Source organism: Nocardia tenerifensis NBRC 101015, from assembly GCF_000308715.1.
Lineage (GTDB): Bacteria > Actinomycetota > Actinomycetes > Mycobacteriales > Mycobacteriaceae > Nocardia > Nocardia tenerifensis.
Map to the genome: position 1 here is coordinate 17,539 of NZ_BAGH01000007.1, position 19,409 is coordinate 36,947.

Annotated in this window: 15 protein-coding genes and 1 pseudogene; 10 read left to right on the forward strand and 6 right to left on the reverse strand. The window is 68.7% G+C overall.

Annotation, left to right across the window (positions count from 1 at the left end):
• Positions 1-34 precede the first annotated feature (34 nt).
• The 3 genes from ON39_RS00490 to ON39_RS00500 are packed head-to-tail and all read right to left on the reverse strand — an operon-like array spanning position 35 to position 3,829.
• Positions 35-1,885: an ABC transporter ATP-binding protein gene (locus ON39_RS00490; protein WP_040729386.1), complete on the reverse strand. Its 1,851-nt coding sequence runs from the start codon at positions 1,883-1,885 to the stop codon at positions 35-37.
• Positions 1,882-2,802 (reverse strand): ABC transporter permease, encoded by a 921-nt coding sequence (locus ON39_RS00495; protein WP_040729414.1) that lies wholly within the window; start codon positions 2,800-2,802, stop codon positions 1,882-1,884. Before ON39_RS00495 ends, ON39_RS00490 begins: the two co-directional genes overlap by 4 nt.
• Before the next feature lie 49 nt (positions 2,803-2,851).
• Positions 2,852-3,829 carry an ABC transporter permease gene (locus tag ON39_RS00500; protein ID WP_040729388.1) on the reverse strand — a complete coding sequence of 326 codons (978 nt, stop codon included), beginning with the start codon at positions 3,827-3,829 and terminating at the stop codon, positions 2,852-2,854.
• Positions 3,830-3,989: 160 nt separating this feature from the next.
• On the opposite strand from ON39_RS00500, the gene ON39_RS45520 reads away from it, so the two are divergent.
• Both ON39_RS45520 and ON39_RS00510 read left to right on the forward strand, forming a co-directional pair.
• Entirely contained in the window at positions 3,990-5,006 is a 1,017-nt protein-coding gene (locus ON39_RS45520; protein ID WP_051186129.1) for a hypothetical protein, read from the forward strand.
• Positions 5,007-5,142: 136 nt separating this feature from the next.
• Entirely contained in the window at positions 5,143-5,943 is an 801-nt protein-coding gene (locus ON39_RS00510; protein ID WP_040729416.1) for a Cof-type HAD-IIB family hydrolase, read from the forward strand.
• 9 nt (positions 5,944-5,952) lie between these two features.
• Here the strand turns inward: ON39_RS00510 and ON39_RS00515 are convergent, their stop codons facing one another.
• A complete protein-coding gene (locus ON39_RS00515) occupies positions 5,953-8,532 on the reverse strand; it encodes an N-acetylmuramoyl-L-alanine amidase (RefSeq protein WP_040729390.1) in 2,580 nt (859 codons plus the stop codon).
• Positions 8,533-8,986: 454 nt separating this feature from the next.
• On the opposite strand from ON39_RS00515, the gene ON39_RS48075 reads away from it, so the two are divergent.
• On the forward strand, positions 8,987-10,828 hold the full coding sequence (locus ON39_RS48075) for a SpoIID/LytB domain-containing protein (protein ID WP_246002962.1): 1,842 nt from the start codon (positions 8,987-8,989) through the stop codon (positions 10,826-10,828).
• A gap of 107 nt (positions 10,829-10,935) precedes the next feature.
• Here the strand turns inward: ON39_RS48075 and ON39_RS00525 are convergent, their stop codons facing one another.
• Positions 10,936-11,436: a MarR family winged helix-turn-helix transcriptional regulator gene (locus ON39_RS00525; RefSeq protein ID WP_040729392.1), complete on the reverse strand. Its 501-nt coding sequence runs from the start codon at positions 11,434-11,436 to the stop codon at positions 10,936-10,938.
• A 107-nt stretch (positions 11,437-11,543) separates the two neighbouring features.
• Between ON39_RS00525 and ON39_RS00530 the strand changes: the two genes are divergently transcribed.
• From ON39_RS00530 to ON39_RS00545, 4 genes are all read left to right on the forward strand, one after another.
• Positions 11,544-12,488, forward strand: a complete 945-nt coding sequence (locus ON39_RS00530; protein WP_051186131.1) for an EamA family transporter — start codon at positions 11,544-11,546, stop codon at positions 12,486-12,488.
• Positions 12,489-12,569: 81 nt separating this feature from the next.
• A complete protein-coding gene (locus ON39_RS00535) occupies positions 12,570-13,325 on the forward strand; it encodes a MerR family transcriptional regulator (RefSeq protein ID WP_040729394.1) in 756 nt (251 codons plus the stop codon).
• 74 nt (positions 13,326-13,399) lie between these two features.
• On the forward strand, positions 13,400-13,984 hold the full coding sequence (locus ON39_RS00540; RefSeq protein ID WP_146251169.1) for a hypothetical protein: 585 nt from the start codon (positions 13,400-13,402) through the stop codon (positions 13,982-13,984).
• 82 nt (positions 13,985-14,066) lie between these two features.
• Positions 14,067-14,618 (forward strand): hypothetical protein, encoded by a 552-nt coding sequence (locus ON39_RS00545; RefSeq protein WP_146251170.1) that lies wholly within the window; start codon positions 14,067-14,069, stop codon positions 14,616-14,618.
• An 8-nt stretch (positions 14,619-14,626) separates the two neighbouring features.
• Here ON39_RS00545 and ON39_RS00550 read toward each other — a convergent pair whose 3' ends face one another.
• Positions 14,627-15,271, reverse strand: a complete 645-nt coding sequence (locus ON39_RS00550; protein ID WP_040729400.1) for a TetR/AcrR family transcriptional regulator — start codon at positions 15,269-15,271, stop codon at positions 14,627-14,629.
• Positions 15,272-15,378: 107 nt separating this feature from the next.
• Here ON39_RS00550 and ON39_RS00555 point away from each other — a divergent pair, with 107 nt between their 5' ends.
• From ON39_RS00555 to ON39_RS00565, 3 genes and pseudogenes are all read left to right on the forward strand, one after another.
• Positions 15,379-16,107: an SDR family NAD(P)-dependent oxidoreductase gene (locus tag ON39_RS00555; RefSeq protein ID WP_040729401.1), complete on the forward strand. Its 729-nt coding sequence runs from the start codon at positions 15,379-15,381 to the stop codon at positions 16,105-16,107.
• Positions 16,108-16,311: 204 nt separating this feature from the next.
• The gene (glf, locus tag ON39_RS00560; protein ID WP_040729403.1) at positions 16,312-17,541 is read left to right on the forward strand and encodes a UDP-galactopyranose mutase; all 1,230 of its coding nucleotides are present in this window, start codon (positions 16,312-16,314) and stop codon (positions 17,539-17,541) included.
• Positions 17,538-19,409: pseudogene (locus ON39_RS00565) on the forward strand (glycosyltransferase); the annotation flags it as partial. The gene glf and the pseudogene ON39_RS00565, both read left to right, overlap by 4 nt.

Below are 19,409 nucleotides of genomic sequence, written 5' to 3' on the forward strand. Positions count from 1 at the left end.
CAGGGTGCTGCGTAGTTACTTCACAAATCCGGTTCTATCGGCTGACGGCCGGCACGGGCACCGCGTCGATCAGTGCCCGCGTGTACTCATGTCGAGGGTCGGCGAAAATCTGTTCCGCGGGGCCGGATTCGACGATCTGGCCGCGGTACATCACGGCGATGTCGTGGGCGAGGTTGCGGACCACGGATAGGTCGTGGGAGACGAAGAGGTAGGACAGGCCGCGCTCGAGTTGCAGGTCGCGCAGCAGGTTCAGGACGCCGGCCTGGATGGAGACGTCCAGTGAGGAGACGGGCTCGTCGAGCACGAGGATCTCCGGGTCGAGCGCGAGGGCGCGGGCGATGCTGATGCGCTGCTTCTGGCCGCCGGAGAAGTCGGCGGGGTAGCGTTCGGCGTGCTCGCGGCGCAGGCCGACCTGTTCGAGCAGCGCGGGCACCCGGCGGCCGATCTCCTCGCGTGAGCGGCCGTCGATGCGCAGCGGCTCGGCGATGGCGTCGAAGATGGGCAGCCGCGGATCGAGGGACGCGGTGGGGTCCTGGAAGACGATCTGCATCTTCCTGCGGATCTCGCGCTTACGCGCCTTGGTCAGGGTCGCGACGTCGCTGCCGAGGATCTCGATGCTGCCCGACTCGGGGCGGACCAGGTCGAGAATCTGGGTGAGCGTGGTCGATTTCCCGGAGCCGGACTCGCCGACCAGGGCCAGCGTGCGGCCCGTGCGTACCTCGAAGCTGATGCCGTCGACCGCGCGGATCTCGCCCTTGCGGCGCTTGAACAGGATGCCCGACGTGATGGGGAAGGTCTTCACCAGCTCCGAGACCCGCAGCACCACTTGGTCACTGACCGCGGCCTCGGCACTCGGCTCGGCGACCTCCTGCCGGTAGGCCTCGAACAATCCGTCGGTGCCGACCTCCGCGGTGCGGATGCAGGCGGCGGCGTGACCGGGGTTGGTCTTCTCCAACGGCGGCTCGGCGGCGCGGCAGTCGGCGATCGAGATCGGGCAGCGCGGCGCGAACGAGCAGCCGGGCGGCAGCGCGTGCATGGCGGGCGGCGCCCCGACGATGGGGATCAGCGGCTGACGGGGCGGGCGGTCCATCCGCGGGATGGAGCCGAGCAGGCCCACCGTGTACGGCATCCGCGGCGCGCTGAAAAGCTCGGCGGTGGTGGCGGTTTCGACGATCTTCCCGGCGTACATGACCGCGACCCGGTCGGCCAGGGTGGCCGCGATGCCCATGTCGTGGGTGATCATGATGACGCCGGCGCCGGTGATGTCGCGCGCCTTGCGCAGCAGGTTCAGGATCTGCTTCTGCACGGTGACATCGAGCGCGGTGGTCGGCTCGTCGCAGATGATCAGCGCGGGATCGTTGGCGATCGCCATGGCGATGACCACGCGCTGGCGCATGCCGCCGGAGAACTCGTGCGGGAAAGCCTTGGCGCGCAACTCGGGCTCGTCGATGCCGACCAGGCCGAGCAGCTCGACCGCTTTGGCCGCCGCCTCCGCCCTGCTCAGGTCGCCGTGGGCCAGCAGGGCCTCGGCGATCTGCTCGCCGACCCGGTACACCGGGGTCAACGCCGAGAGCGGGTCCTGGAACACCATGCTGATGGAACTGCCACGCAGCCTGGACAATTCACGGTCGCCGAGGCCGAGCAGCTCGCGTCCGCGCAGCCGGATCGAGCCGCCGACGCGCGCCTGCTCGGGCAGCAGGCCCATCACCGCGAGCGACGACACCGACTTGCCGGAGCCGGACTCGCCGACGATGGCGAGCACCTCGCCGTCGGAGACGGTGTAGTCGACACCGCGCACGGCCTCGATGCGGCCCTCCTCGCTGGGGAACGAGACGCGCAGGTCGGTGACCTCCAGCAGCGGCGCGGTGGAGTTGGCGCCCGTCATACCTTTGCCTTCTTCTTGGAACGGGCCCGCTTGGCGCCGGGATCGAACGCGTCGCGCAGTCCGTCACCGACCAGGTTGGCGCACAGCACGATGGTGATCAGCAGGCCGCCGGCGAACAGGAACAGCCACGGGTAGGTCAGTGCCGACTTGGTGCCGGCCGCGATGAGCGAGCCGAGCGAGACGTCCGGCGGCTGCACACCGAAACCGAGGAAGCTGAGCCCGGTCTCGGCCATGATCGCGGAGCCGACCGCGAGCGTGGTGTCGATGATCAGGATCGAGGCGATGTTCGGCAGGATGTGGCTGACGATCACGGTGCGCGTGGGCGCGCCCATATACCGTGCGGCCCTGACGAATTCGCGGTCGCGCAGGCTGAGCGTCAGGCCGCGCACGATGCGCGCGCTGATCATCCAGCCGAACACGCTGAGCAACAGGATCAGCAGCAGAATCGAGCCGCTGCCCTTGGTCCGCGGCGCGAAGATCGCGACGATGATGAAGCTGGGCACGACGAGCAGCAGGTCGACCAGCCACATGACCGCGCGGTCGGTCCAGCCGCCGAGCAGCCCGGCCGTCGCCCCCGCCGTCGCGGCGATGGTGGTGGAGAACAGCGCGACGCACAGGCCGATCACCAGCGACTTCTGCATCCCGCGCAGAGTCTGCGCGAGCACATCCTGTCCGATCTGGGTGGTGCCGAAGGGATGCTTGCCGCTCGGCGGTTTCAGCAGCGCGGTGTAGTCGAGCTGCTGGTAGTCGTACTTCAGCAGCGGCGGCAGCGCGAAGCTCGCGACGAAGAGCAGGATCAAGATCACCGCGCCGACCACCGCGGGCGTGTTGCGCAGGAATCGGCGCAGGACCAGCTTGCTGCGGCCCGCGGCGGCGGGCTCGGGCGCCCCCTGGACGATGATCTCGGCGTCGGTCATGACCGCACCCTCGTCTCGCCGCACGGTGCTGTATTCATGATCGACTCGCTCATCGCACACGCACCCGCGGGTCGAGAATCGCCAGCACTACGTCGGAGAGCAGGCCGGAGACCAGTACCACCAGTCCGGCGAACGCGGTCACCGTGACCACCACGTACAGATCCTGGGCGTTGATCGAGTCGACCAGCCACTCGCCGACGCCGTGCCACCCGAAGATTTTCTCGGTGAAGGTCGCGCCGGTGATCAAGCCGAGCAGGCTGTAGGCGAACAGCGTCGCCATCGGGATCAACGCGGTGCGCAGGCCGTGCTTGTACAACGCTTTGCTTCGGGTCAGGCCCTTGGCGCGGGCGGTGCGAATGAAATCGCTCTGCAGCACGTCGAGCATCGCGTTGCGCTGGTATCGGCTGTAGCCCGCCATGCCGCCGAGCGCGAGACCGGTCGTCGGCAGCACCAGGTGCTGGAGCCGGTCGAGCAGTTGCGGCCAGAATCCGTCGATCCGATTCGCCGACGTCTCGCCGGTATAGAGGAATATCTGCGAGCCGGTGAGCGAATTGATTTCCAGCGCACCGTATTTCAACAGTGTCGCCAACAGGAACACCGGGGTGCTCAGCACGAGCAGCGCGATGACCGTGGTGAAGTAGTCACTGAATTTGTATTGCCGGATCGCTCCGGCCGCGCCGATCAAGACGCCGAGCACCGTGCCGACGAGCGAACCGATGATCAGCAGCCGCAGACTCACCGCGACCCGGCGCGGCAGTTCCTCGCTCACCGGCTGCCCGGCCAGGGTCTTGCCGAAATCCCCTTGCGGAATCCCCTTCAGCCAGGTGATATAGCGCTGCGGGATCGGGTCGTTGAGGTGTAACTCCTCGGCCTTGGCGTCGATCACCGCCTGTGGCGGGCGCGGATTGCGCTGTTCCAGACTGTCCAGCGGGCGAAACGTCAGCGACGCCAGGCTGAAGGTCAGAAACGACGCCAGCAGCAACAGCACGACATAGTGAAGCGCGCGTCGTAGCAGGAAGCCGGTCATCAGTCCTCGTGGTCTTTCGGCTGGGTGGACCAGCGTCGAGTGTTAGCCCCTGATCATAAGGACGAAGACCCGGACGCGCGTGTCACGCGGTCCTCGGGCATGTCCTTTATTCTTGCGGCACACGCGAGCGCGGTCGTTTCGACGCGTCGAAGGGGGAGTCATGAACTATCCGCAATATCCCGGTGGGTACCAGCCTTATCCGGCTTACCCGGCCGCGACGCAGGCGCCGAGCGGGGCGACCGCGATCACCGCGGGGGTGCTGGCCTGTGTGGGCGCCGTCGGTGAATTGTTCGGCGGGCTCGCCGATTTGGCGATCGGGATCATCGGCTGGGAGGTCTTCGGCCTCGATGGACCGTTGACGAGCGGGTGGTATCACACGTTCACCATCGTGCTCGGGGTCGTCGGGCTGGTGGCGGCGGTGCTGCTCGGCGTCGGCGGGGTGGGGTTGTTCAGCAGGAAGTCGTTCGGGCGGGTGCTCGTCGCCGTCGGCTGTGCGGTGGTCGTCGTGGCGGGGATCGTGGGGCTGGTGCTCACCCAGACCATGCTCGACTCCTACGACAGCACGTCCGTGATCAGCGGCGGCATCGGCGGCCTGCTCGGCCTTATCTTCCCGGTGGCCACGGCGATTCTCGTCCTGCTCCCCGCGACGAGCCGCTGGCTGGCGCATACGCCCGCGATGGTGCCGCCACCGTATTACGCCAATCCCGGGTTCCCCCAAGGTGTTCCAGCCTGGCCGGGAGTCGATGCCCAACCACCGGTCTCCGCGCAGCAAGCCGGTTTCCCCACACCGCAAGCCGGGTGGGGACAGCCCGGAGCCGCTGGGCAACCCGGCCCTTCCTGGCCGCCCACGTTCGCTCCGCAGGGCGCGTGGGCTCCACCCGCACCGGACGCCTCAGTGCCGGGGCCGTCGCTGACCACACAAAATGCGCAACCAGGTGCCGCAGCACCGGGCCTGCTCGATGGACAGCCACCGACACCTGCGGTCTGGGGCGCGCCGTCGGATGCGGTCGCCGCGCCTGACAACGGCGCGTGGTCGCCTGCCGAGCCGCAAGCCGCCGGGAACGCGCCCGCCGCCATCGGCCGCAACGACGAAACAGTCCTACGCCCACCCTCTTCGATGCCGCCGGCCCTGGCGAAGCCCGGGGACGAGACGATCCGGCGGCAGCCGGAGTCATAGTCAGTCGCTATTAGATAACCTGTGCGGTCTCGTAATAACCGGACCGGTCGCACTTCCTGGCGATACACCCGCCACTTCGAGACGGTTGTCCGGCAGGATGGAATAGGTGACCCTCCTGCACCTGCCCAAGCCGAAGATGGTGGCGTCCGATGTCGACGGCACCCTCATCGATCACGACGAGCGGGTCTCCGCGCGCACCAAGGCCGCGGTGGACGCGCTGATCGGCGACGGTGTGCCGTTCGTGCTCGCCACCGGTCGCCCGCCGCGCTGGATCGACCCGGTCGTCGACGGGCTCGGCTACGCGCCGCTGTGTGTGTGCGGCAACGGGGCGGTCATCTACGACAGCGCCACCGACCGGGTACTGGCCAGCATGACCTTGGACGTGCCGACCCTGTCCTGGATCGCCGACCTGGCCGAGCGGGCGCTGCCCGGCTGCGGCCTCGCGGCCGAGCGGGTCGGCGAGAGCGCGCACGACGCGGTCACCCCGCAGTTCGTGAGTTCGCCGCTGTACGAGCACGCCTGGCTGAATCCGGACGACACCACGGTCGCCAGGCACGAGGTCATCGACGCCCCGGCGATCAAGATGCTGATCCGCCTGCCCGGCGCGCGCAGCTCGGACATGTACACGGTGCTCGCCCCGCTGCTCGGCGCCCGCGCCGACATCACCTTCTCCACCGAGCACGGCCTGATCGAACTGTCGGCCCCCGGCGTCACCAAGGCGTCCGGCCTGGCGACCGTCGCGCAACGCCTCGGCGTCGAGTCCGCGAACATCGTCGCCTTCGGCGACATGCCCAACGACGTCCCGATGCTCACCATGGCCGGCCACGGCGTGGCGATGGCCAACGCGCACCCGGAGGCGAAGGCCGCCGCCGACGAGGTCGCCGAATCCAACTCCGACGACGGCGTAGCCCGCGTCCTCGAACGCTGGTGGCTCTGAGCGGGTGGCTCAGCCCGCCGGTTCCGGGGCGGGTGCAGGCAGGAAGTCGTCGGGAGCCGGGTACTGGAGCGAATCCGGTTGCGGTGCGGGGTGTTCGGCCGGATCAGGTGCGGGAACGTCTGCCGGAGCCGGAGATTCAGCCGGCCCGGGAGCGACCGCGGGAGTGCCGGATTCGGCCGGAGGCGGGCCTGGAGCGGGTGCCGGAGCGGCGGGTGCGCTGTGCCCGGCGTTCTGCTGATAGGTGTCGTTGTAGGTCTTCCACACCGTGGTGACGATGCCGGTCGCCTGGTTGAGAATCAGCGAGCCGTTCTGGAAGTCGGCGCGCTGACCGTTCGGCACGGTGTAGGTGTCGCTGGTCGGCAGGCCGAGGACGCCCGCGTCGCCGCCCAGCTGCAGGAAGCGATCGAGGATCGCGCCGAGCACCTCGACGACCTTGCCGTCGGGCGCGGTATAGGCGTACCCGTTGACGAACTTCGCGTACTGCTGACCCTGCGCGGCCGGCAACGGCTCGGACTGCGCCCCGCCGAGCGGTCCGTTCGGGCCGCCGCGATCGGCCCAGTGCCGGGCGATGGCGTTCTCGTTCACCATGCTGAGCAGCTTCTTGGTGAGCGCGGCCAGCGCGGCGAGGTCGGGCTTGTTGCGCGGCGTGGTCTTCGGGGCCGCGCCCTGCGGAGGCGTGCTCTGGGTGGCGCCCTCGGTTCCCGCGCCGTCGTTCACCGCGGTGTCGGTGCTGGTCGTGCCGCCTGACCCGCCCGCGACACTCGCGGCGATCTCGCGGATTCGATCCATCATCTCGTAGGCGGCGTCGCCGGGGCAGGTCGTGTTGCCGACGTCGCGGTGGGCGAACACGATCGGCAGCTTCACCGCCTGGCCGAGGGCGTAGGAGGTGTACTCGGTGCCCTCGGAGTACATCGTGGTGTAGCCGGTCGGGTCGAGGTGCGCGATCTTGGCGCGCCAGCCGATGAAGTCGCCGATCGCCTGGATCGACTCCTCGGTGGGCTGCTCGGAGGTGTAGTTGCCCATGAGCGCGATGCCCGCGGTGTTCTCGTTGAAGCCGCCCGCGTGCGCGCCCTGCACCGCGCGGTCGAGCCCGCCCGCGCGACCCTCGAAGACCTGGCCGTACTTGTCGACCAGCGCGTTGTAGCCGATGTCGCACCAGCCCAGCGTCTGCGCGTGATAGGTGTAGATCGCGCGGACGATGCCCGCGGACTCCTCCGGGGTGTAGTCGTTGCGTCCGGCCGTGTGGTGCACGGTGATGCCGCCGAGCCCGTCCTTGCCCGGTCCGTCGTCGTAGGTCGGCTCCTCGCAGCGGATGCTCTCGTCGGCGCCCCAGCCCTCGCGGGTGATCACCTTGGGCCCGCCGCCGGGCGCGGGCGCGGCGACCTTCTGCAGCACGCCGTCGACCGCGCCGCGACCCGGATCGATGAGGACGGCGGTCAGGTCGGCGCCCGGCAGCTGCGCGGGATCGTCCGAGCTGGGCACGGCCGGGGCGACGTCGGTGTTCGACGCCGGGGCGGGCTTGCGGGTCACCAGCATCTGGACGGCGTTGGTGGTGCCCACGTAGAGCGGCTCGGTGCCGGTCTTGCCGCCCGGCCCAGTGCGATCGGTGCGCCGGGTGTCCACCGGCTCGGTGTTGAACCAGGGGCCCCAGGTGCCATCGGCTTGGCGAGCGCGCAGCAATGTCCTGGTCTTCGGCAGATCCGTGCCGGTGAGGGCGACGACGCTGAACGGCGTGTTCCTGGACAGTTCCTTGACCTGCGCGCCGACCTGGTCGGCCAGGTTCGGGGGGACCGCGCCGGGTGCGAGCGCGGGCGTATCGGGAGTGGTGCCCGGTTCGAGGCGGGCGGGGTCGGCGACGAATTTGATTGCGCCGGAAGGGGATTGGGTAGGCGCCTGAGCGGTCTGTCCCGGAACGCTGTGCTGGCTCGGCGCGGTCGCCGGCGCGGGTGATGGTGGTTGTCCTGGGGCGATGCCGTATCCGGGAGTGGCGTTCGGTCCAGGTGAGATGTTCTGTCCTGGCGCGCTCTGCTGACCGGAGATGTTGGGCTGGCCGAAGATGTTGGGCTGGCCGGAGATGTTGGGCTGTCCGGAGATGTTGGGCTGGCCGGAGATGTTCGGCTGACCGGGGATACTCGGCTGTCCGGAGATGTTCGGCTGTCCTGGGGAATTCGGCTGTCCGAGGGAATTCGGCTGGCCGGGCGTGTTCTGCTGGCCGGGGGTGGCCGGATTCGGGCCATTCAGCTTCGGTAGCGGGATTTCCTTGGGAAGTTGCACACCCGGCGGTAGCGGTAGTCCATCGGGAATTGGAATCGACGCTGGTAGCGGCAGCATTCTCAGATCGGATAGATGCAGATCCGGTAGATCGAGCCCGGTGAGTTCGCGTAGCGGAAGCACGATGTCCGGCGCGGAGTTCAGCACGACCTCGGCCAGTTGCGCCGGTACGGCGGCGAGTTCGGTGCCGGTGGTGGCGCGATAGTCGGGCGAGTCGCTCATCGTGAGCGTTGCCAGCGGGGCCGCTACCGCAAGCGTGGTGACAACCGGGAGGACGTAGGAACGTTTCGGTTTGCGGTAGGGCACGAGCGTCTCCATTCAGGTCGAACCAGCGATCGTGTGCGAAACCAGGGTTGCTTCCTGATGTATCAACGATCACAATAGTCACAACTGTCACATAACTAAACCTCTTGTAGAGGATTACGTGATTGCTCGAATGTAACTCTCGGAATGCGGCCGGAGGGAACGACATGCCGACAGGTATCCAATCCGTCCGGCCCCGGAATACCGTGGGAGTGAACGGATGCGACGCGAGACGGCACCGGAACTACAGAGCACGGGGGCAGCACGAATGCGGAAAAAAGCCGCGCGCAAAGCACGTCGAGGGGCACGTCGGGGAGGGCCGCGCGGACCAGGCAGACCCGCGCTGGCCAGGCGTTCGACGCTGGTCGCGGGCGGTGCGACGCTGACGGTCGGCGCCGTGCTCGTGTTGTGGGTGTGGCCGGGGGGATCGCCGTATCGAACGGTCGCGGGGCCGGGTCACGGCCGCGGGATGAGCCAGTTCGGCGCGTTGGCGAACGCCCAGGAGGGCTGGACCGCGGAGAAAATCCTCCATCACTACTACCCAGGCGCCACGCTCGGCACCGTTCCGGCAAACACCGTCGCCATCCGGCTGACCGCCCAGGACGACTCCACCCTCGACGCCTATGCCGACGCCGGTCTGCGCGTCGCCGGGCGTTCGGTGGCGGCCGGGCAGGCCGCGCATCTGACCCCGCTGCCCGGCGGTCGCGCGAACGTCGTGGTGACGCTCGGCTGCGACGGAGACGTGCTGTGGCAGGCCGCGACCGAGGACCCGTGGGTGTATCCGATCGACCCGAAACCCGGTCGCCCCGCGGCGGAACACCTGACGCTGTGCGGTGGTTCGGCGTATCGCGGCGCGCTCGGTGTGGCGACGGAGAACGGCGCGCCGCGCACCGTCAACCGGGTGGATCTGGAGGACTATCTGCTCGGCGTCGTCCCGGCCGAGGTGCAGGCCAACTGGGCGGACAAGGGCGGCGTCGAGGCGTTGCGCGCGCAGGCGATCGCGGCGCGCTCGTATGTCCTTGCCGAGCAACGTTATTCGTACGCGCAGAGTTGTGACACCACCGACTGCCAGGTGTATCCCGGTACCGCGAAAGAGGATTCGCGCGCGGCAGGCGCCGTCGGGTCCACGGCGGGCACGGTGCTGCTGCGCGACGGACGGATCCTGCGATCGGAGTACTCCTCCGCGCCCGGCGGCGGCGAACCCGCCGACATCTACACCTTCGAGGTCGGGCCCGCGCTGCGCGACCTGGCGCCCGGCGCGCCCGACGTGCCGCTCGATCCACGCAAACAGGCCGCCGTCGGCGAGTCGCCGATCGAGGTCGAGTACCGGCGGATCGGCGGCGCGGCCAGCAAGGTTGGTCAGCCGCTCGGCCCGGAGATGTCGCTGCCGGAGCACGCCGGAACGTATCGCCTGTTCACCAACGGTGTCATCATCGCCACGCCGACCCTCGGCGCCCAGGTCGTCGACTTCACCACGCTGCTGCAGTTGGTGCCGGACCCGGCCGGGCTCGGTGGACCGTCCGGTTCGAGTGCGCCGTCGGGGCCGGTGGAGGCTGGAGTGGGAGTGCCGCCGGTACCAGCAGGTGCAGGTGCGCCATCGGTGCCGGTGCAGGCCGAAGCCGGTGTGCCGTCGGGGCCGGTGCCGGCAGGGGCGGGTGTGCCGTCGGGGCCGGTGCCGGCTGGGGCGGGTGTGCCGTCGGGGCCGGTGCCGGCAGGTGCAGGCGCGCCATCGGCGCCTCTGCCGCCCGTAGCGGGCGGGCAAGGCGAGCCCGTGCCGTCCGGTGCCGGTCCGCAGTCCGTGGCATCTGATCCAGGCAGGTCGTCGGCGCAGGATTTCGATCGCTCCGGCGTGAGCGCATCCTCGGCGCGGGAGCCTGCCTCGCCGAATGCCGTTGCATCTCAGCAAGAGTCGGCTTCGTCGACCGCGAGCGTGCCGTCGGCGCCGAACGTGCCCTCGCAGGCGTCACTCGAATCGAGTGGTCAGCCCCCTCGCACATTCGTCCCGTCGGATGCCCGGCCGTCGGCCGACCCCGCGTCGCCGAATACCAACGCGCCTGCGGCGTTCGAGACGGCGGATGCGGGCGCGGCACCGATGTCGGAGGCGGTCCAGTCGGCGGCGGACACGCCCGGGTTCGAGACCGCTTCGTCCGGCGTCGCCTCGCCGTCGGCGTCACCGGGCCGCACGTTGGCGCCTACCACGGCCGCCACGCCGACGCCACGACCGACCCCGGTCATCCCGATTCCCTCCGGCGGTGCGACCAGAAGGCCGCTCGCACCGGGATCGTCGGAGTTCGGCGCACTTCAGGGGTGACGCGTGGCCGCGAAGTACTGAACCGGAACGCGCACGCGACAGAGAGCGCTTGTCTAGGTCAAAGTCTACCGAAAAGGCTTGCCTAGCAACGGCTTAAAGAGTCGAGGTCAGTCCGGCGCACCGTCTCCGAGCGACTCCGCCAGCGTCCGTAACAACCCGGCGAGCTGCTCCTGTGACTCCAGGTTCAGCGCCGCCAGCAAGCGCCGCTCGTTGTCCATGTGCTTGGGCAGCACGTCGTCGATCATCTGCCGACCGGCCGGGGTGAGCCGGACCCGGATCACCCTGCGGTCCTCCGGGCACGGCATGCGCTCGACCCACCCCTTGGCGACCAGCCGGTCGATCCGGTTGGTGATCGCGCCGGAGGTCACCATGGCCACCTTGATCAGCGCGCCCGCGGTGAGCCCCTCGTCGCCGCCGGATCGGCGCAGGGTGGCGAGCACGTCGAACTCCCAGAACTCCATGCCGAACCCGGCGAAGAACCGCTTGAGCTCGTGATCGAACAGGCGCGACAACCGTTGGACGCGCCCGATCACCGCCATCGGTGACACGTCGACCTCGGGCCGCTCCCGGTTCCAGTGCTTGGTGAAGACATCCACCGCGTCCGCCATGTCCACTCCTCTCTACCAAAAGAATCTTAACATTGATCTACTTGACGTTGAATCAAGTCGAGGTGTAGATATTTCAACGTTGAGATTATCAATGAGGAGCGAACGACATGACCACAAGCACCACCCCGCGCACCGGAGACTCGTACGCGGGCACCCTGGCGCTCACCGCCCTCACCCCCATCGTCTGGGGCTCCACCTACGCCGTCACCACGGAGTTCCTGCCGCCGGACCGGCCACTGTTCACCGCGCTCGTGCGGGCGCTGCCCGCCGGCCTCGCGCTGCTCGCCATCACCAGGGTGTTGCCGAAGGGCAAGTGGATCGGGCGCGCCGCGGTGCTCGGCCTGCTCAATATCGGCGCCTTCTTCCCGCTGCTGTTCCTCGCCGCGTACCGGCTGCCGGGCGGGGTCGCCGGCGTGCTGGGCGCGGTCGCACCGATGTTCGCCCTCGGCTGGGCCACGGTCATGCTGGCGGAGAAGCCGAGCGGGCGCAAGGTGGTCGCCGGCCTGATCGGCGTCTTCGGCGTCGCGCTCGTGGTGCTGCGGGCCAACGCGCAGCTCGATACCGTCGGCGTTCTCGCGGGGCTGGCCGGCGCCGCGTCCATGGCGGCGGGCACCGTGCTCACCCAGCGGTGGGGACGGCCCGACGGGGTCGGCCCGCTGGCGATGACCGGCTGGCAGCTCACCGCGGGCGGCCTGTTCATCCTGCCGCTCGCCCTGCTCATCGAGGGCGCGCCGCCCGCGCTGGACGGCCGTGCGATCACCGGTTACCTCTACATCGGCGTCATCGGCACCGCGGCGGCCTACTGGCTCTGGCTGCGCGGCATCTCGAAGGTGCCCGCCACCTCGGTCGCCTTCCTCGGCCTGCTCAGCCCCGTGTCGGCCGCGGTGATCGGATGGATCGCGTTGGGGCAGGCGCTCAGCCCGCTGCAGATGGCGGGTCTGGTCATCGCGCTGGCGGGCACGGTGTTCGGCCAGATGGCCGGCAAGCCGAAGCCGGCCGCGCCGGAGCAGACCGTGCCGGAGCAGGCACCGGCCTTGGCGGACGCGCGCTGAACCGAGAATAAGCGGTTGACCTTGACGTAGCGTCAACTTGCATGCTGGTTACACCGACGAGATGAGAAGGGAGAACAGGTCGTGCGCACCGAATGGTCCATCCAGGATCTGGCCAAGGCGGCCGGTACCACCAGCCGCACGCTGCGCCACTACGGCCAGCTCGGGCTGCTGCCGCCGAGCCGGATCGGCGCCAACGGTTACCGCTACTACGACCAGGGCTCCCTGGTGCGGTTGCAACGCATCCTGCTGCTGCGGGAACTCGGCCTCGGCCTTCCGGTCATCGCCGAAGTTCTCGCGGGCCAACGGGACTCCGGTGCCGCACTGCGCACGCACCTGGAACTGCTTCGGCAGGAACAGGATCGGATCCGGCGCCAGATCGAGTCGGTGCAGACCACGCTGCACAAGACGGAGAGAGGTGAACAACTCATGGCCGCAGAGGTTTTCGACGGCTTCGATCACACCCAGTACAAGGACGAGGTGATCGAACGCTGGGGCAAGGAGGCTTACGAGAGCGGTGACCGCTGGTGGCGCTCGCTGAGCGACGCCGAGAAAGACGAGTTCCATCAAACCCAGCGCGACATCGCCGCCGATTTCGGCAGGGCGCACGCCGCCGGGCTCGCCCCGGACAGCGACGAGGTGCAGGCGATCACCGAGCGCCATTTCCGCTGGGTCGGGATCGGCTGGCAGGGCCGGCCGGTGGAGAAGCAGGCCTTCATCGGCCTCGGCGAGATGTACGTCGCGGACCCGCGATTCACCGCGAACTACGACGCCCACGGCGCCGGGACCGCGGAACTCGTCCGCGACGCCATGCGCGTCTACGCCGAGACACACCTGTAGATCACGCTCGACCGACGACCGGTACGCATACTGAAGGCGTGCCGGTCGTCGGCGTGGAAAGGGGCATGCGAGCAATGACATACGCAAGTTCGCGAGCGACCGCGGGGCCGAGCGGAGTGGTCGCGACCACCGCGGGTGTGCTCGCCCTGGCGGCCGCGCTGTTCAACCTGTGGGGCGAGCGATCCGTCCTGAGCGCCCTGCGCGACGGCCCGCACATCGACAAGTCCTTCGCCGTCTTCTCGATGCTCGGCGCGTTGCTCGCCGCAAGCGCCCTCGCCTACGGCGCCATCCTGCTGCTGCGCCGCGACGAAACCGGCCGCTACATCCTGATTCTCACCTCGGGCGTGCTGACCGTCGCCGCCCTCCTCGCCCTCGTCGGCGCGCTGACCGACTACCAGCCCGACTACGGCATCGACTGGTTGGCGAAGCAAGGATCCACGAACGAAGCGGTCAACGGTGTGTTCGAGGGGCTGGTCGGCACGTTGACCGCTTTGCTGCACCGCGAGTGGATCGCGTCGCTGTCCGCGGCGGTCGTGCCGCTCGTCGTCTTCCTGCTGTCGTCTTCGCGCGCTACCGCCCGGTGGGTTGCTTATCAGCCGCCCCGTCACGGAGCCGAAACTTCTATCGCTCCAGCGGATTCCAGCACCGCCGACGCGTAACCCGAGCGCCCCGCCGTTCTCCGTCGACTCGATCCACCGCCGACCACGCGGTAAGGTTCGCCGGTACCAGGAGGGGGCTTCGATGAGTAATCCATATGGCGGGCCGGGCAATCCGGCTCCGGCGTCCGTGCACCGCGGTCTGACCGGCGTGATCACGATCCTGTCGGCGTGGCTCGGCGCGGCCCTGGTCGGCCTCGGCTCGATCTCCGGCTTCCAGCATTTCCGGGTGGCGGACCCCATCCGCAAGCCGAAGATCACCGACGACAAGTACGAAGCCTGGAAACTGGCGTCGGATCTGCACAGCGTGCTGCAAACTCTGCTCATCATCTCGGCGCTGATGGCCGCCGTCCTCGTCGTCGGCAACCTGTTGAGCATGGTCGGCAAGCCGGCCGGTCGCCCGATGGAGATCATCGGCGGCGCTTGGATTTTCGTCGGCGGGCTGTTCAGCGTGACCTTCGGCGGCGACCGCGGCCTGGCCGCCGAGAGCTTCGTGCCGTGCGTCTTGATCGTTGTCGGCGCGGCGCTGGTCTTGGTCTCTGTGGTGCTCACCGTGACCACCCCGGTCCGCCCGGTCACGGCTCAGCACAGTCAATTCCCGCCTGCCCCAATGCCTTACCAGCCCCCCCGCGTCTGACTGTTCGGTCAGTCGTTGCTCTCCGGCCGACCGCGCAGCGACCGCATCAGCTGATCCTCCGTGATCGGCGGGACCGGCAGCGGATGCGCGGCCGACGCGCGCAGGCCATCGAGGGTCAGTGCCAGGTGCCGTCGCCAGGCGTCGGGTGCGATGGCGGCGGTGGCCTCCAAGATTCTGGTGTGCGACCAGGTGATGAACGCGATGTCCTCGAGCACCCAGTCGGACCGCAGCGCGCCGGATTCCTGTGCGCGCGTGATGATTCGGCGCATGACGCCGTGCCCGTGCTCCTGGGCGGCGGCGATGGCCTCGCTCGGGGCGGCGCGGACGGCGAGCTCGCCGAGCAGGCGATCGGAAGCCTGTAGCTCACAAACCTTTTCGACGAGGTAGACGAACGAGTCCCAGGGATCGTCGATGGCCAGGGCCTCTTCGGCGATGCGCCCGCCCGCCTCGATGCGGTCCTCGACGGCGGCGGCGATGAGGTCGTCGCGGGTGGGGAAGCGGTTGTAGAGGGTGCCGATCGCCACGCGCGCGCGGGCGGCGATCTCCTTGAGCGGCGCGTCGAGGCCGCGTTCCTCGAACACCTCGCGGGCGGCGGTCACCAGCGCGTCGCGGTTGCGGCGGGCGTCGCTGCGTAACGGCTTGTCCACGGGCATCCGCCGATCCTACAAATCGGGCCGATCGAATATGTTGAGCATAGGTTCAAGTTAGTGCTACCGTCGAAACTCTAACTTGAACCAGTGCTCAACATAGTGAGGTAGGCATGTCGAAGACCATCGCGATATTCGGGTACGGACCCGGACTGGGCGTGGGCACCGCGCGGCGCTTCGGCCGCGAGGGCTTCCGGGTGGCGGTGATCGGGCGAAAGCCGGACAAGGCGCGACGGCACGCGGACGACCTCGTCGCCGAGGGAATCGAGGCCGCGGCGTTCCCCGCGGACGTCACCGACGAGACCCAGGTCCACGCGGCGATCGAGCGGATCACCGCGACCTTCGGCCGGATCGACGTCGCCATGCACGGCGCGGCGGGCGACCCGGTCGACCGCATCCCGTCCACCCTCGCGGTCGACGTGCCCGCCCTGTCCATTCCGCTCGCGCTGAAGCTCTACTCGCCGATCCTGATGACCCGCGCGCTCGCGCCCGCGATGATCGAGCGCGGCGAGGGCACGCTGCTCTACTCCTCCGGCGCCTCGGATCGGCTCCCGATGCCATTCCTGTCCAATTTCGGCGTCGCCCTCGCCGCGCAGCGCGGTTACCTGCGCCAACTCGCGGTCGAACTGGAGGGCACCGGGGTATACGCGGGCCTGCTCGACATCGGCGCGCTCATCGGCGGCAGCAAGGCCGAACAGCTCGTCGACGAACACCCGGAGCTGTTCCCGGCCGACCTCGAGATCACCCGCATGGGCAATGACGAACTGGGCGAACACTATTGGCGGATGTACACCGAGCGCGACCGAGTCGAGGTGGAGGTCGGCTTCCCGGAACACGGCTGAGCAGTGCCCAACCGGAGGCGACCGGCGGGATTACGGAGAACCGTCCATTCGACCGGAACACCGTTGCCGCCGCCTCCGCATTCGGCAAACTTCCGGCGAAATAAGGATGGCCCGGACACGAAAACGCCCAGGCGCCCGGCCCGGCTCCGTGCGCCGCGCGACTCCACCCAGACCCGGCGCGGACTTCCGATACTCTGGGCTCCCGTGACCGTCGCATCGTCCCCGGGTAACTCCGCCAACTCCACCGCACAGTTCGATCTGATCGTCGTCGGCTCCGGCTTCTTCGGGCTGACCGTCGCCGAACGCGCCGCCACCGAGCTCGGTAAACGCGTGCTGGTGCTCGATCGCCGCTACCACCTCGGCGGCAATGCCTACTCGGAGCCGGATCCGGATACCGGGATCGAGATCCACAAGTACGGCGCGCACCTGTTCCACACCTCGAACAAGCGCGTCTGGGATTACGTCACCAAGTTCACCGAGTTCACCGGCTATCAGCACCGGGTCTTCGCGCTGCACAAGGGGCAGGCCTACCAGTTCCCGATGGGCCTCGGCCTGATCTCCCAGTTCTTCGGGCGCTACTTCACCCCGGACGAGGCGCGCGCGCTCATCGCCGAGCAGGCCGCGGAGGTCGACTCCAAGAACGCGCAGAACTTCGAGGAGAAGGCGATCTCGCTGATCGGGCGCCCGCTGTACGAGGCGTTCATGCGCGACTACACCGCCAAGCAGTGGCAGACCGACCCGAAGGAACTGCCCGCGGGCAATATCACCCGCCTGCCGGTGCGCTACACCTTCGACAATCGCTACTTCAACGACACCTACGAGGGCCTGCCCAAAGAGGGCTACACGAAGTGGCTGGAGAACATGGCGGCCTCCGAGCTCATCGAGGTCCGGCTGAACACCGACTGGTTCGACGTGCGCGACGAGCTGCGCGCCGCGAATCCGGACGCCCCCGTCGTCTACACCGGCCCGCTGGACCGCTACTTCGACTACCAGGAGGGCGAACTCGGCTGGCGCACCATCGATTTCGAGACAGAGGTGCTCGAAACCGGTGACTACCAGGGCACCTCGGTGATGAACTACAACGACGCCGACGTGCCGTTCACCCGCATCATCGAGCCGCGCCACTTCCACCCGGAGCGCGACTACCCGAAGGACAAGACGGTCATCATGCGCGAGTTCTCGCGCTTCGCGCAGACCGGCGACGAACCGTACTACCCGATCAACACGCCGGAGGACCGCGCCAAGCTGGCCGCGTACCGCGCGCTCGCCAAGCGCGAGACCGCGACGGAGAAGGTCCTCTTCGGCGGCCGCCTCGGCACCTACCAGTACCTGGATATGCACATGGCCATCGGCAGTGCGCTGAGCATGTTCGACAATGTGCTGCGGCCGCACCTGGAGACCGGCGCGCCCCTCGCTGACGAAAGTGTGGAATGACCTCCCAATCCATCTTGGCCGACATGACCACCGAGACCCGCGCGAAGTCGCTGCTGCAGCGGATCATCCTGCCCCGGCCGGGTGAGCCGCTGGACGTGCGCACCCTCTACGTCGAGGAGTCCAAGACCAACGCCAGGCGCGCGCACGCCGCCACCCGCACCTCGCTGTCCATCGGCGCGGAGTCCGAGGTGTCGTTCTGCACGTACTTCAACGCGCTGCCCGCGAGTTACTGGCGGCGCTGGAGCGTCCTCGACTCGGTGGTGCTGCGGCTGGAGCTGGCCGGGCACGGGCGGGTCGACGTGTACCGCTCGAAGGCGGACGGCTCGCGAATCCATGTGCAGGGCAAGGAGTTCGCGGTCGCGCCCGGGACCGAGTCGGTGCATGTCGAGTTCGAGACGGATCTGGGTCCGTTCGAGGACGGCGGCTGGATCTGGTTCGACATCACCACCGACACGGCGGTCACGTTGTTGTCCGGTGGCTGGTACGCGCCGGTGGAGGCGTCCGACGAGGGCAGCATCGCGGTCGGCATGCCGACCTTCAACCGGCCGACGGATCTGGTGAAAACCCTTGCCGCCCTTGGCTCGGACCCGCTGGTCCTGGACAAGATCGCCGCGGTGATCGTCGCGGACCAGGGCAACCGCAAGGTGGTCGACGAGCCCGGCTTCGCCGAGGCCGCCGCGTCGCTGGGCGACCGGCTCGCCATCCACGATCAGCCCAACCTCGGCGGCTCCGGCGGCTACAGCCGGGTGATGTACGAGGCGCTGAAGACCACCGACGCCGAGTACATCGTCTACATGGACGACGACATCGAGATCGAGCCGGACTCGATCCTGCGCGCGCTGGCCTTCGCCCGCTTCGCCAAGTCGCCCGTGCTGGTCGGCGGGCAGATGCTCAACCTGCAGGAGCGCTCGCACCTGCACAGCATGGGCGAGGTCGTCGACCGCGGCATCTTCATGTGGACCTCCGCGCCGAACGTCGAGTACGACCACGACTTCGCCAAGCACCCGCTCAAGGACCGCGACAACTCCAAGCTGTTGCACCGGCGCATCGACGTCGACTTCAACGGCTGGTGGACGTGCGTGATCCCGCGCCGGGTCGCCGAGGAGATCGGCCAGCCGCTGCCGCTGTTCCTGAAGTGGGACGACGTCGAGTACGGCCTGCGCGCCCGGGCACACGGCTACTCCACGGTGACCCTGCCGGGCGCCGCGGTGTGGCACATGGCGTGGAGCGACAAGGACGACGCGATCGACTGGCAGGCCTACTTCCACCTGCGCAACCGGCTGGTCGTCGCCTCGCTGCACCTGCCGGGCAACGGGCGCGGCATGGTCGTCAACACGATCAAGGCGACCCTGAAACACCTGCTCTGCCTGGAGTATTCGACGGTCGCCATCCAGAACCTGGCCATCCGCGACTTCCTGGCGGGCCCGGAACGGCTTTTTCAGCTGCTGCCGAGCGCGCTCGGCGCGGTGCACGCGCTGCGCAAGCAGTACCCGGACGCGGTCATCCTGCCCTCCTCCACCGAGCTGCCGCTGGCCAGCCACGTCGAGGTGGGGGCAGTCGGCGAGCCGGCGAACCCGATCGCGAAGGTGGTCCGGCTGGCCAAGGGCGTCGTGCACAACGTGCGCCCGGCGCACGCGCAGCACCACGAGACGCCGCAGCTCAACGTGCCGACGCTGGACGCGCGGTGGTTCCTGCTGTCGCAGGTCGACGGCGTCACCGTCACCACCGCCGACGGACGCGGCGTCGTCTACCGCAAGCGCGACCCGCGCCAGGCCCTCGGCCTGTTCAAGGAGGCCATGCGCCTGCGCAAGGAACTCGCGGCGCGCTTCCCCGAGACTGCAGCAGCGCTACCGCGCCGCCCACCCGCA

Coding starts and splice junctions, on each gene's coding strand:
- ON39_RS00490 (WP_040729386.1), bottom strand. CDS start 1,885: ATGACGGGCGCCAACTCCACCGCGCCGCTGCTGGAGGTCACCGACCTG.
- ON39_RS00495 (WP_040729414.1), bottom strand. CDS start 2,802: ATGACCGACGCCGAGATCATCGTCCAGGGGGCGCCCGAGCCCGCCGCC.
- ON39_RS00500 (WP_040729388.1), bottom strand. CDS start 3,829: ATGACCGGCTTCCTGCTACGACGCGCGCTTCACTATGTCGTGCTGTTG.
- ON39_RS45520 (WP_051186129.1), top strand. CDS start 3,990: ATGAACTATCCGCAATATCCCGGTGGGTACCAGCCTTATCCGGCTTAC.
- ON39_RS00510 (WP_040729416.1), top strand. CDS start 5,143: ATGGTGGCGTCCGATGTCGACGGCACCCTCATCGATCACGACGAGCGG.
- ON39_RS00515 (WP_040729390.1), bottom strand. CDS start 8,532: ATGGAGACGCTCGTGCCCTACCGCAAACCGAAACGTTCCTACGTCCTC.
- ON39_RS48075 (WP_246002962.1), top strand. CDS start 8,987: ATGAGCCAGTTCGGCGCGTTGGCGAACGCCCAGGAGGGCTGGACCGCG.
- ON39_RS00525 (WP_040729392.1), bottom strand. CDS start 11,436: ATGGCGGACGCGGTGGATGTCTTCACCAAGCACTGGAACCGGGAGCGG.
- ON39_RS00530 (WP_051186131.1), top strand. CDS start 11,544: ATGACCACAAGCACCACCCCGCGCACCGGAGACTCGTACGCGGGCACC.
- ON39_RS00540 (WP_146251169.1), top strand. CDS start 13,400: ATGACATACGCAAGTTCGCGAGCGACCGCGGGGCCGAGCGGAGTGGTC.
- ON39_RS00545 (WP_146251170.1), top strand. CDS start 14,067: ATGAGTAATCCATATGGCGGGCCGGGCAATCCGGCTCCGGCGTCCGTG.
- ON39_RS00550 (WP_040729400.1), bottom strand. CDS start 15,271: ATGCCCGTGGACAAGCCGTTACGCAGCGACGCCCGCCGCAACCGCGAC.
- ON39_RS00555 (WP_040729401.1), top strand. CDS start 15,379: ATGTCGAAGACCATCGCGATATTCGGGTACGGACCCGGACTGGGCGTG.